Source organism: Lentzea sp. NPDC020367, from assembly GCF_044387305.1.
Lineage (GTDB): Bacteria > Actinomycetota > Actinomycetes > Mycobacteriales > Pseudonocardiaceae > Lentzea.
The window spans coordinates 644,039-656,606 of record NZ_JBIRVV010000003.1 but is presented as its reverse complement, the minus strand read 5'-3'; the positions used below and the strand labels follow the sequence as shown (position 1 = coordinate 656,606).

The 12,568-nt window shown below is 67.9% G+C and carries 13 protein-coding genes; 12 read left to right on the top strand and 1 reads right to left on the bottom strand.

Annotation, left to right across the window (positions count from 1 at the left end; genetic code table 11):
• The first annotated feature begins 86 nt into the window (after positions 1-86).
• The 5 genes from ACH413_RS15510 (at position 87) to ACH413_RS15490 (ending at position 3,882) form a co-directional block, all read left to right on the top strand.
• Positions 87-461 carry an SdrD B-like domain-containing protein gene (locus ACH413_RS15510; protein ID WP_360040641.1) on the top strand — a complete coding sequence of 125 codons (375 nt, stop codon included), beginning with the start codon at positions 87-89 and terminating at the stop codon, positions 459-461.
• Between the two features lie 176 nt (positions 462-637).
• Positions 638-1,189 carry a MarR family transcriptional regulator gene (locus ACH413_RS15505; RefSeq protein ID WP_360040644.1) on the top strand — a complete coding sequence of 184 codons (552 nt, stop codon included), beginning with the start codon at positions 638-640 and terminating at the stop codon, positions 1,187-1,189.
• Positions 1,190-1,345: 156 nt separating this feature from the next.
• The gene (locus ACH413_RS15500) at positions 1,346-2,626 is read left to right on the top strand and encodes a hypothetical protein (protein ID WP_360040647.1); all 1,281 of its coding nucleotides are present in this window, start codon (positions 1,346-1,348) and stop codon (positions 2,624-2,626) included.
• A gap of 32 nt (positions 2,627-2,658) precedes the next feature.
• Positions 2,659-3,039, top strand: a complete 381-nt coding sequence (locus tag ACH413_RS15495; protein WP_360040649.1) for a phage holin family protein — start codon at positions 2,659-2,661, stop codon at positions 3,037-3,039.
• Between the two features lie 72 nt (positions 3,040-3,111).
• Positions 3,112-3,882 carry an SdrD B-like domain-containing protein gene (locus tag ACH413_RS15490; protein ID WP_360040652.1) on the top strand — a complete coding sequence of 257 codons (771 nt, stop codon included), beginning with the start codon at positions 3,112-3,114 and terminating at the stop codon, positions 3,880-3,882.
• A gap of 57 nt (positions 3,883-3,939) precedes the next feature.
• On the opposite strand, the gene ACH413_RS15485 is transcribed toward ACH413_RS15490, so the two are convergent.
• Complete coding sequence (locus tag ACH413_RS15485; protein ID WP_360040655.1) at positions 3,940-6,159, bottom strand: (Fe-S)-binding protein; 2,220 nt, start codon at positions 6,157-6,159, stop codon at positions 3,940-3,942.
• Between the two features lie 145 nt (positions 6,160-6,304).
• Between ACH413_RS15485 and ACH413_RS15480 the strand changes: the two genes are divergently transcribed.
• The 7 genes from ACH413_RS15480 to dnaJ all read left to right on the top strand — a co-directional run bounded on the left by ACH413_RS15480 (position 6,305) and on the right by dnaJ (position 12,566).
• Positions 6,305-6,628, top strand: a complete 324-nt coding sequence (locus tag ACH413_RS15480) for a multidrug efflux SMR transporter (RefSeq protein ID WP_360040657.1) — start codon at positions 6,305-6,307, stop codon at positions 6,626-6,628.
• Between the two features lie 14 nt (positions 6,629-6,642).
• Positions 6,643-7,215 (top strand): TetR family transcriptional regulator, encoded by a 573-nt coding sequence (locus tag ACH413_RS15475; RefSeq protein WP_093596257.1) that lies wholly within the window; start codon positions 6,643-6,645, stop codon positions 7,213-7,215.
• Positions 7,216-7,219: 4 nt separating this feature from the next.
• Positions 7,220-7,774, top strand: a complete 555-nt coding sequence (locus ACH413_RS15470) for a hypothetical protein (protein WP_360040660.1) — start codon at positions 7,220-7,222, stop codon at positions 7,772-7,774.
• An 81-nt stretch (positions 7,775-7,855) separates the two neighbouring features.
• Complete coding sequence (locus ACH413_RS15465; RefSeq protein ID WP_360040663.1) at positions 7,856-8,701, top strand: DUF4097 family beta strand repeat-containing protein; 846 nt, start codon at positions 7,856-7,858, stop codon at positions 8,699-8,701.
• Between the two features lie 186 nt (positions 8,702-8,887).
• Complete coding sequence (gene dnaK, locus ACH413_RS15460) at positions 8,888-10,756, top strand: molecular chaperone DnaK (RefSeq protein WP_360040666.1); 1,869 nt, start codon at positions 8,888-8,890, stop codon at positions 10,754-10,756.
• A complete protein-coding gene (gene grpE, locus ACH413_RS15455) occupies positions 10,753-11,385 on the top strand; it encodes a nucleotide exchange factor GrpE (RefSeq protein WP_360040669.1) in 633 nt (210 codons plus the stop codon). The genes dnaK and grpE overlap by 4 nt, the downstream gene beginning before the upstream one ends.
• Positions 11,386-11,402: 17 nt before the next feature.
• Entirely contained in the window at positions 11,403-12,566 is a 1,164-nt protein-coding gene (gene dnaJ / locus ACH413_RS15450) for a molecular chaperone DnaJ (protein WP_360040671.1), read from the top strand.
• The last annotated feature ends 2 nt before the right edge of the window (positions 12,567-12,568 follow it).

Here is a 12,568-nt window from a genome sequence, read left to right as displayed (position 1 = left end):
GGTCACGGTTGCGTCGCGGGGGCAACCTCCGGTGCATCTCAAACGACTGAAGAATGTCCTGTTCCAAGAATTTCCTGGGGGAAGAAATGGGCAACAGAATTCGCGCTGCGCTCGTCGTCGTCGCGGCCTCGCTGGTCGCGTTCGCCGGTGTCGCGCCCGCGCAGGCCGCGACCAGCTACCTCGGTGGCACCGTGTTCCACGACCTCAACGCCGACGGCGTGCAGCAGGACGACGAACCCGGAATCGCGGACGTCGACGTGATGGTCAAGGACCCGGACGGCCAGAGGACTCCGTTCCCGACCGACGCCTACGGGCACTGGCTCGTCAAGCGCATCCCCGCCGGTGTGTGGGAGGTCAGCTACGCCGACCCCGAACTCCTCGGCACCACGCCGTCGTTGGTGAAGGTCACCGTCGAGGACAACGACGGGTACACCGTCGACTTCGGCGTCCGCGCGGCGTGATCGTTACTGCATTCGAGTGACATTCGGGGGCTGGGGCAACATCCAGATGTCCTGAGGTGTCTTAAGGCTGGGATCTGCTCCGGGGGGACGCTGATCACCAGGGGGTAAGACGGAACGGCCCGCGTCCGGGGAGTGACGCGGGCCGTTCTGCGTGTGGGCGCAACTACCATCACGGGATGGGCAAGCGTGGTGCGGACGACACCGATGCCGAGGTCGAGTTGTGGAGGGCCATGGTTCCGGCGATCGATCCGGTGGTCGAAGGCGTGGTCGACCGGGTGCACCAGATCAGCAAGTACCTCGACTTCCTCGCCACGGAGATCGCCGCGCCGCACGGGCTCAACCGCGCCGACTACGAGATCCTCGCCCGGCTCTTCTGGATCGGGCCGCCGCACCGGCTCACGCCCAAGCAGCTCGCGAACGGCACGCTGAGCCCGGCCACCACGATCACGAGCCGCCTCGACCGGCTGGAGAAGGCGGGCCTCGTCGTCCGCGAACTCGACCCGAGCGACCGCCGGTCGTTGCCCGCGACGCTGACCGACGCCGGCCGCGAGATCTTCCTGCGGATCGTCGCCGGCCAGGCCGAACGGGAGCGTGACCTCTTCACCGCGCTGCCGGGTGCGGACCTGGAGAACCTGCGCGACCTGCTGCGCCAGGTGATGGAGGTGCTGTCCGGCGAACTCGGGCCCGCGCACCGTCGCACGCGGCTCGCACTCGACGGCAAGGAGTAATTGCTACGAACTCGTACTATCCGATATCGTGCTAAATGCGCGAGAGGGAGGGGTGCGAGATGGGTGGCTACCCGCTGTCCGAGTGACCGGTGTCATGCAACGCTGACCCCCGGCGTTCCGATGTCCTAAATGGACAACACGAACGCTGGGGGATCAGTGAGGAACGTCTTCGCCGTCACGCTGACGGCCGCCCTCGTCCTGGCCGCGACAGGCGCGCCCGCCTTCGCGCAGGACGAGACGATCACGGTGGAGGGGCTCGTCTACCTCGACCGCAACGCCAACCGCACCTTCGACGCCGGCGACAGCATCCGTGCGAACGGTGTGGGCGTGCGCGTCACCGACCAGGGCACGAACGAGACCGTCGGCGACTTCGGCACCGGCGCGGACGGCCGCTACCGGGCGGTGCTGCCCAAGGGGCCGTCGTACTCGGTGGCCATCTGGGAACTCGAGTACAGCTTCAACCGGGTCAGCTACGACGGCGTGACCGGGAGCAGGACGGACGCCGACTTCAACCTCCTCGGCCACGTCGTCACCGGCTCCACCTTCGTCGACACCAACGGCGACGGCGTGAAGCAGGCCGACGAGAAGGTCCACCAGGGCAAGGTCAAGGCCGTCGGCACGGCGGCAGGTGGCCGCGCGGTCGAACTGGAGACCCGGGCAGGCCAGGACGGCACCTACTCGCTCGACCTGCCGAACGGCGAGTTCACCGTCACCGCACCGGATCTCACCGCGGACCGCCTCGCACTGGCCGAGCCGAAGACGGCCGACGACGTCGACTGGGTGACCGGCTCTCGCAAGATCCAGCAGATGCTCGACAACCGCACGCACCGCCTCGACCTGCGTTACGTCGAGGCCCAGGCGGACATCGCCCTCGACTCCGCGATCTCGCCCGCCAAGGACAGCTACACCCTCGGCGACCAGATCGACCTCAAGCTCACGCTCTCCAACAAGGGCAACGTGCCGGTCGCGCCGACGTTCGTCCTGGGCAGCCTGGCCGCGAAGGTCCTGTCGTACAGCGACAACGTGACGCTGCGTCCCGGCACCCGCGAGGACTTCACCGTCAAGGACAAGATCCTCCCCGGCAAGCAGGTCGAGGTCGCCCTGAAGCTCGAACTGGACGACATCACGTACACCGAGGTGCACGCCATGGCGCGCTTCAACTTCGGTCGTCTGCCGGACGTCAACCACCGGAACAACGTCGCGATGAAGCCGATCAAGATCGTCGAGAAGGGCACCGCCACGACGACCGCACCGGCCACGTCGACCACCGGCGCCGCCTCGCCGACCACCACGACCACTCCGGCCGTGGCCAAGGCGGGCAACAACTCCGGCCTCGCGTCGACCGGTGCCTCGCCGCTCGGCTTCCTCGCCCTCGGCTCGGTGCTGCTCGCGGCCGGTCTGGGAGCGTTCTTCGTGGCGCGCCGCCGCCGCTCCTGACCACTTAGGACCCGTCACGGTTAGTCTGCGGCATGGGCATCTTGGTGCAAGTGCTGCTGACTGCCGTGGCGGTCTGGGTGTCGACCGCCCTCCCCGGCATCGACCTGGGCGAGGGCTCGACCGGGTCGAGGATCCTCACGCTGATCGGCGTCGCGGTGATCTTCGGCCTGATCAACGCGATCGTGAAGCCGCTGGTGAAGTTCTTCGGCTGCCTGTTCTACCTGGTGACGCTCGGCCTGATCGGGCTCGTGGTGAACGCGCTGCTGTTCATGTTCACCGGGTGGATCGCCGAGCAGCTCGACCTGCCGTTCCGCGTCGACGGCTTCTGGCCCGCGTTCTGGGGCGCGATCATCGTCGCCCTGACCGGCTGGGTGCTGAACGTGTTCTACGACAAGGTCACCGACAGCGACTGACGCAACCTCGGTGCGCGGAGCACGTCTCTCCAGGTGAAGCTCACTTCATCCTGGGGGATTGAAATGCGTGCTGTGACAAGACTTTCCGCACTCGTACTCGCACTGGCGGCGTCGGCCGCCGTCGTTCAACCGGCGATGGCCGACGAGCCCGGTGGTGTCATCACCGGGTCGGCGTGGTTCGACGACAACGGTGACGGCGTCCGGCAGCCGGGCGAGGCGCCGCGGGCCGGCTACACCTTCCTGATTCCGGGGTTGTACGAGGTGGCGACCACCGACGCGAACGGCGACTACCGGTTCGAGAACATCCCGGCGGGCACCTACGTGGTGACCATGTTCGCCCGGAGCTGGGACACGACGTTCACCAAGAACGGCGGTGACTCGGACTTCGGCCAGAACACGCTTCAGACGGAGCGGTTCACTCTCGGGGCGGGCGGCCAGGCCGGTCCGTACGACGCGGGTTTCGTGCAGGGACGGTACGACCCGTCGGTCAGCCGCCTGGACGCGCCTCGCGTGATGAAGGTCGGTGACGTGGTCGACGTCGAGGTCACCTACCGGAACAAGAGCAACATGCCCACGCCGATGTACGGCACCGCCACGTTCCCGTCGGGTCTGACCCCGTTGTCCACCAACGCACCCGCCGGGTTCGTCGATGGACAACGCGTCTACCTGTCGAGCTACTACCAGGCGGACACCTACATCGGCGAGTCCGTCACCTACACGGTGAAGGCGCGGGTGGACACGCAGATCAAGCACGGCGAGATCGTCGCGACCGCCGAGACGTCCGGTGTGACGGACGCCGACCCGGGCAACAACGCCAAGAAGATCAAGGTCTGGGCTCACTGACAACCGACAGGAACGGCCCCGGTCCACAGTGGACCGGGGCCGTTCCTGTCGGTTGACTCAGACGTTCGCGTCCTCGGCCGCCGGCTCCGGCTGTCCGCGCTTCACGGACTCCAGCAGCATCTGCGCCACGTCCACGACCTCGACGTGCGCCCCGGCCAGGCCGTCGGCCTGACGCGCGGTCACGCCGTCGGTCAGCATCACGCGGCAGAACGGGCAACCGGTCGCGATCTTCGACGGTGCGGTGGACAACGCCTCGTCCACGCGGTCGACGTTGATGCGCTTGCCGATCCGCTCCTCCATCCACATGCGCGCGCCACCGGCACCGCAGCACATGGACCGTTCCTCGTGCCGCGGCATCTCGCGCAGCTTCGCGCCGGACGCCCCGATCAGCTCACGCGGTGCCTCGTAGACCTTGTTGTGCCGGCCCAGGTAGCACGGGTCGTGGTACGTGACGTCCTCGGTGACCGGCGCGACCGGCACCAGACGGCGTTCGCGCACCAGCTTGTTCAGCAGCTGCGTGTGGTGCACGACCTCGTACGTGCCACCGACCTGCGGGTACTCGTTGGCCAGGGTGTTGAAGCAGTGCGCGCACGTCACGACGATCTTGCGCTGACCGGCGGGCCGGTCCTCGAACACCGAGTTGAGCACCTCGACGTTCTGCTGCGCGAGCATCTGGAACAGGAACTCGTTGCCGGCGCGGCGAGCCGGGTCACCGGTGCAGGTCTCCTCCGGGCCGAGCACCGTGTACTTCACGCCCGCGGTGTGCAGCAGTTCGGCGACGGCACGCGTGGTCTTCTTCGCGCGGTCCTCGTACGCACCGGCACAACCGACCCAGAACAGGTACTCCGCGTCGCCCAGTTCGCCGTCGAACACCGGCACCTCGAACTCGAGGCCCTCGGTCCACGCCAGGCGGTCCTTGGAGTTCTGGCCCCACGGGTTGCCCTTGTTCTCCAGGTTCTTGAACATGCCGCCGAGCTCGGACGGGAAGTTCGACTCGATCAGCACCTGGTAGCGGCGCATGTCGACGATGTGGTCGACGTGCTCGATGTCCACCGGGCACTGCTCGACGCACGCGCCGCAGGTTGTGCAGGACCACAGCACGTCGGGGTCGATGACGCCCAGCTCGTCAGGGCCGCCGACCAGCGGGCGGTCGGCCTCGGCCATCGCCAGCACGTCGATGGACTCGAGGCGCTTCTTGTAGTCCTCGTACTTGTCCTCGGTGAGGCCGACCTCGTCGCCCGCCATGTCGCGCGAGCCACCGGCCAGCAGGTACGGCGCCTTCGCGTACATGTGGTCGCGCAGCTGCGTGATGACCAGCTTGGGGGACAACGGCTTGCCGGTGTTCCAGGCGGGGCACTGCGACTGGCAACGGCCGCACTCGGTGCAGGTGGAGAAGTCGAGAACGCCCTTCCAGGTGAAGTCCTCGACCTTGCCGACGCCGAACACGTCCTTGTCCGGGTCGGCCTCTTCGAGGTCGAGGACCTTGCCGCCGGACATCATCGGCTTCAGCGCGCCCAGAGCGACGCCACCGTCGTCCTCGCGCTTGAAGTAGATGTTGAAGAACGCCGAGAACCGGTGCCAGGCAACGCCCATCGTGAGGTTGCGGCCGACCACGATCAGCCAGATCATGCCGCTGAGCAGCTTGACCAGCGCCATCACGGACACCCAGATCGCGGCGGTCGGCAGCACGTGCGAGAGCGGCTGCGTCACGAACGACGTCCACAGCGGCGCCTCTTCCAGGCCTGCCGACTGCTTGAACGCCTTGACCAGCAGGATGCCGACGCCCTCGATGATCACGACGGCTTCGACGAAGTACGCGGACTTGAAGTCCGAACCCTGGAAGCGGGAGAGCCGGTCGGCGCGGCGCGGGTGGTTGCGCTGGCGGATGACCGCCAGGGCGACACCACCGACGACGGTGCCGAGGCCCAGCAGCTCGATCAGCAGCAGCCAGACCGACCACGTGCCGATGATCGGCCAGTGGAAGTGCGGGTCGAACACCTCGCCGTACGCCTCGAACAGCACCGCGGACCCGATGAGGAAGCCCCACATCACCATCCAGTGCCACGGGGCGACCGAACGGAACTTCGCCATTCTGGTGTGCGCGACGAACTCGACGATCATCGTCTTCAGGCGTGGCACGAACGGCCCGAAACGGGTGCCGTCCGGCTGGCCGAGCCGGATGATCTTGATCTGCTTCAGCACGGCGGCGACGAACACGCCCCAGGCGACGACGCTCACCGCCACGGCGACGAGTCCGAGAACCAGCTGGAGGGTCATGGCGGGAGTCTAGGACACGTTACTGACCAGTAACCACTTGGACGTGGCCGGTGTCTCCTCACGTACCGGTCAAGTATCCGGAAATTGATCAAAAACTTGTGGAACACTTGTTCAGGTAGTTGTCCTGAGCAAGCCGGAGGTCGCCGTGTTGTACGTGTATCTCGCCGCGGCGATCGTGGGAGAGATCGCCGCCACCGTGTCGTTGAAGCTGTCCGACGGCTTCAGCAGACTGTGGCCGTCGGTCGTTGTCGTCATCGGGTACGCCATCGCCTTCACCGCACTTTCGCGCGCGTTGAAGTTGGGTATGCCCGTGGGCGTCGCTTACGCCGTATGGTCCGCTATCGGCGTTGCAGCCGTCGCGATCATCGGCTGGAAGTTCCTCGGCGAAACCCTCAACCCCACGATGGTCATCGGCCTGGTCCTGATCATCGGAGGCGTGGTGACGCTCGAACTCGGGAGGACGCACTGACCGCGGTAGCAGACATCCAGAAGGTCGACGGCCGCAAGGCGCGCGGCGAGAAGAAGCGCCGTGCCATCGTCGAGGCCACCCTGCGCGTGATCGAACGCGAGGGCGTCGCCGGCGTGACCCACCGCAGCGTCGCCCGTGAAGCCGGTGTGCCGACGACGGCGCCCACCTACTACTTCGCGACGCTCGACGACCTGTTGATCGCCACGCTGGTGTGGTCGGCCGAGTCGCTGTGCGACGACATGCTGAAGATCGTCGCGAGCGGCGGCACCGCCCGTGAGATCGCGAGCAGCCTCGCGAAGGCCGTGAACGAGAACCGCGGCCGCACGCTCGCCGAGTACGAGCTGTACCTGCTGGCGGGCAGGCGTCCCGAGCTGAAGCCCGCCGCGCGCCGGTGGCTCGACCTGGCCGTGGAGGTCGTGCGGCCGGAGGATCCCGTCGCGTTCCGGGCGTTCCTCGCGGCCATCGACGGGCTGCTGATGCAGGGTCTGATCGCCGACGTTGCTCCGAACGAGGACGAGCTGGAGCCAATCGTGTCCTTCTTGATCCGCGGTCGCGACGAATTCACGGCCGCGCCGCGGGAACAATGAGGTCATGAGGTTCGCGCGAGAGGTGTCCGGCATCAGCCACGGGGTGAGCCTGGGGCTGCTCGCCGCGCTGTACGTGCGCGACTCGCTGGCGTTGTCGGTCGACGTCGAGCCGCACGTACCGGGCCTGGACCCGTCGTTGCCCGTGCAGGTGCCGCTGGGCACCGACCGCGCCGCCGTGACCGCCGAGTGGCCGGGCTGGTGGGCCGACGCGCTGGACGCCTGCAGGCGCGGCGCCGAGCCCGCGACGCCCGAGGACGCCGAGGCGTTGCTGACGAGGCCAGCCAGCCGGGCCGTGGTGCTCGCGCTCAAGCCGGGCATCGAGCAGTTGCACCGCGTGCAGAGCCCGGCGGCGTTGCCGATAGGAGACGTGCTGCGCGGCATCGAGTCGCGCATCGGCCGGTGGGCGCAGAGCGTGGAGCTGCACATCGCCGAGGTGCCGGTCGAAGGCCTGCTCTGGGAACGCATCGCGCCCGCGCACGTGCTGGCGTCGACTCACTTCCTGAACGACCCGGCGCGCACGGCTCCGGCACTGCGCGCCGTGCTCGAAGATCTCGTCTAGCGCACGGTAGGGACAACCCCACCCCGCCTTCGGGGGCTTGCTGCCGTGTAGCTGAGCCCCGCCACCTCTAGTTTTGTGCTCATGATGAGGACGGCGCTGGTGGCGTTGGTGGCGGGGGCGGTGCTTACCGGGCTCACGGCCTGTGGCGGCATCCGCATCATGAAGTACGAGTTCCAGGACGACCACGTCGTCGCTGAGAAGTTCACGTCGGTCAAGGTCCGCAGCGACCAGGACTCGGGGGACGTGACGATCCGGTACCAGCAGGGCCTGACCGAGACGAAGGTCCACCGCAGGGTCGAGCACAACAAGGACAACAAGCCTTCGGGTATCTCGCACCGAATCGAGGGCAGCACGCTGGTGCTGGACGGCTGCGGCGACGAATGCGAGATCAACTACGACGTCCTGGTCCCGTCGGCGGACATCACGGTCGTCGGTGACCTCGGTTCGGGGGACGCGACCGTCGAGGGGCTGGCCTCCGTCAACTTCGGGGCGGGCTCCGGCAGGATCATCGCCCGCGACATCGCGGGTGACGTCAAGGTGAAGGCCGGATCGGGTGACTTCGAGGGCACCAGGATCGGTGGGGCCGTCACGGCCGACATGGGGTCCGGCCGGATCGCGCTGGACGCGATCAAGGGCAAGGCGCTGCTCGACACGGGTTCCGGCGACATCAACGGCACCTCGATGGAGAGCGAGGTGATCGCGAAGGCCGACTCCGGGCGAATCACGCTGACGTTGTCGGCGGCGAAGTCGGTGCGAGCCACCACCGGGTCCGGCGACATCACCGTCCGGGTGCCGGGTGGTCCGTTCAAGCTCGTCGGCGCGTCGGGCAGCGGTGACCGCGCGGTCCAGGTCCCGATCGATCCTGGTGCGTCGCTCGAACTCAACCTCAACGCGGGCTCGGGGGACGTGCAGGTGTTCGCGGCCTGAGGCTGACCGGGGGGAATGTGTCGAGGGCCACTCCACAAGGGGTGGCCCTCGTCGCGTTGTGAGGGAACAACCAGACTTTGTCGGCCGTTAGGACAGTCAGAAACCTTGAGTCGGGTAGGCTCAACGTTGAGCGGATGGCAAACTTGAGCCAGCAACACTCAACAAGTACTAGCGGAAGGAACTCCAATGGCGCGTGCAGTCGGCATCGACCTCGGGACGACCAACTCGGTCGTCGCAGTCCTCGAAGGCGGTGAGCCGACGGTCATCGCCAACTCGGAGGGCTCCAGGACGACCCCGTCCATCGTCGCTTTCGCCAAGAACGGCGAGGTCCTCGTGGGCCAGCCCGCGAAGAACCAGGCCGTCACCAACGTCGACCGCACGATCCGCTCGGTCAAGCGCCACGTCGGCACGACCTGGCAGACCGACGAGATCGACGGCAAGAAGTACACCTCGCAGGAGATCAGCGCGCGCGTGCTGATGAAGCTCAAGCGCGACGCCGAGGCGTACCTGGGCGAAGAGATCACCGACGCGGTCATCACCGTCCCCGCCTACTTCGAGGACGCGCAGCGCCAGGCCACCAAGGAGGCCGGCCAGATCGCGGGTCTCAACGTGCTCCGCATCGTCAACGAGCCGACGTCGGCCGCTCTGGCCTACGGCCTCGACAAGGGCGAGAAGGAGCAGACCATCCTGGTCTTCGACCTCGGTGGCGGCACGTTCGACGTCTCGCTGCTCGAGCTCGGCGACGGCGTGGTCGAGGTCCGTGCGACCTCCGGTGACAACCACCTCGGTGGCGACGACTGGGACCAGCGCGTCGTCGACTGGCTTGTCGAGCGCTTCAAGTCGGCCAACGGCATCGACCTGACCAAGGACAAGATGGCCCTCCAGCGCATCCGCGAGGCTGCGGAGAAGGCCAAGATCGAGCTGTCGAGCTCCAACAACGCCTCGATCAACCTGCCGTACATCACCGTCGACGGTGACAAGAACCCGCTGTTCCTCGACGAGACGCTGTCTCGCGCCGAGTTCCAGCGCATCACGAACGACCTGCTCGAGCGCACCCGCGCGCCGTTCAACAACGTGATCAAGGACGCCGGCGTCTCCGTCGGCGACATCGACCACGTCGTGCTCGTCGGTGGCTCCACCCGCATGCCCGCCGTCGCGGAGCTCGTGAAGGAGCTGACCGGCGGCCGTGAGCCCAACAAGGGCGTGAACCCGGACGAGGTCGTCGCCGTCGGCGCCGCCCTGCAGGCCGGTGTCCTCAAGGGTGAGGTCAAGGACGTCCTGCTGCTCGACGTCACCCCGCTGTCCCTGGGCATCGAGACCAAGGGCGGCATCATGACCAAGCTGATCGAGCGCAACACCACGATCCCGACGAAGCGCTCCGAGACCTTCACGACGGCCGACGACAGCCAGCCGTCCGTGCAGATCCAGGTCTTCCAGGGCGAGCGCGAGATCGCGGCGCACAACAAGAAGCTCGGCATGTTCGAGCTGACCGGCCTGCCGCCCGCCCCCCGTGGCGTGCCGCAGATCGAGGTCACCTTCGACATCGACGCGAACGGCATCGTCCACGTGTCGGCGAAGGACCTGGGCACCGGCAAGGAGCAGTCGATGACGATCACCGGTGGCTCCGCGCTGCCGAAGGACGACATCGACCGCATGGTGAAGGACGCCGAGGCCCACGCGGAGGAGGACAAGCGCCGCCGCGAGGAGGCCGAGGTCCGCAACCAGGCCGAGACGCTGGTCTACCAGACGGAGAAGGTCGTCAAGGAGAACGACGACAAGCTCCCGGCCGAGATCAAGGACAAGGTCAACGCCGCGATCGCCGAGGCGAACGAGGCGCTCAAGGGCACCGACATCAACGCCATCAAGACGGCGGTCGAGAAGCTCGCGACCGAGTCCCAGGCCATCGGCCAGGCCATCTACGCCAACGCTCCGGGTGCTCCCGGCGCCGAGGCCCCTGGTGCTGACGCGCCGGGTGCCGCGGGTGCGGGTGCCGGCGCCAAGAAGGACGACGACGTCGTCGACGCCGAGATCGTGGACGAGGACGAGAAGAAGTGACCGAACCGAGGCATGCCGCCCCTGACGAGGAGCAGCCTCAGGTCGTCGTGAACGACCGGCGCCGGATCGACCCCGAAACGGGTGAGGTCCGGCCGCCGGCCCACGTCGCCGAGGAAGAGGGCACTGCTCCGGCCGAATCTCCGGCCGAACCTCTGGTCGCCGAGGTCGTGGACGAGGTGGCCGCCGAGCTGAAGACCCAGCTCGACGAGCGCACCGCCGACCTGCAGCGGCTCACCGCCGAGTACGCGAACTACCGCAAGCGGGTGGAACGCGACCGCGAAGCGGTGATCACCAACGCGAAGGCGTCCGTCGCCTCCGAACTGCTCTCGGTGCTGGACGACATCGAGCGGGCCGCCGCCCACGGCGACCTGACCGGTGCGTTCAAGGCGGTCGCGGACAAGCTCGTGTCCACGCTCGCCAAGACCGGCCTGGAGCCGTTCGCGCACGACGGCGAGGCGTTCGACCCGTCGGTGCACGAGGCCGTGCAGCACAGCACGTCCCCGGACGTCGACGGCCCGACGGTCACCGCGGTCCTGCGCCGTGGCTACACCTTCGGCGACAAGCTCGTCCGGCCCGCGCTCGTCGCGGTGACCGACCACGAGCCCGCCGCGTCGTCCGAAGAAGCCTAGGGAGGAGGAGCCGTCCGGTGAGTCAGAGGGACTGGATCGAGAAGGACTTCTACCGCGAGCTGGGCGTCTCCTCCGAGGCGACAGCGGACGAGATCAAGAAGTCGTACCGCAAGCTCGCCCGCGAGCTGCACCCCGACGCGAACCCCGGTGACGCGAAGGCCGAGGCCCGCTTCAAGTCGGTCTCCGAGGCCTACGGCGTGCTGTCGGACCCGGCCAAGCGCAAGCAGTACGACGAGGCCCGCCGCCTGTTCGCGGGCGGCGGCGGCTTTCCGGGCTCCGGCGGCTTCGGCTCCGGCGGGTTCGACGTCAACGACCTGTTCGGCCGTGCCGCGCAGAACACCGGTGGCGGCGGCCTGGGCGACCTGCTCGGCGGCCTGTTCAACCGGCGTGGCGGCGCGGGGGCGGGTTCGCCGACGCGTCCGCGTCGTGGTGAGGACGTCGAGACCGACGTCCGCATCGACTTCACCGAGGCGGTGAAGGGCGCGACGGTGCCGCTGCGCCTGTCGTCCCCCGCCGCCTGCACGACGTGCAACGGTTCCGGCGCCAAGCCCGGCACCACGCCGCACACCTGTGCGACGTGTTCGGGTTCCGGCCTCGTCACGCGGTCGCAGGGCGCGTTCGCGTTCAGCGAGCCGTGCCGCGACTGCCGAGGCACCGGCAAGATCATCGACGACCCGTGCCCCGAGTGCGGTGGCGACGGCGTCAGCACCCGCACCCGCACGCTGACCGTGCGGATCCCGTCGGGCGTCGACGACGGCCAGCGGATTCGCCTTGCGGGACAAGGCGAACCAGGCCGCAACGGCGGTCCGAACGGTGATCTGTTCGTGCGCGTGCACGTCAACCCGCACAGCGTGTTCGGCCGTCAGGGCAACGACCTGACGCTGACGGCGCCGATGACGTTCTCCGAGCTCGCTCTGGGATCGACGTTGACCGTGCCGACGCTCGACGGCAAGGTTTCCTTGAAGGTGCCCGCCGGCACCGCCTCCGGGCGGGTGCTGCGGGCGCGGGGCAAGGGGATCACGAAGCGGGACGGGACCGCGGGCGATCTCCTGATCACCCTGGAGGTCGCGGTGCCGAACAACCTGTCGTCCGAGGCCCGCAAGGCACTCGAGGCGTATGCCGACGTGACGCAGGACCACGATCCGCGAGGCGATCTGAACGCACTCCTTGAAGGGCGGTGAGT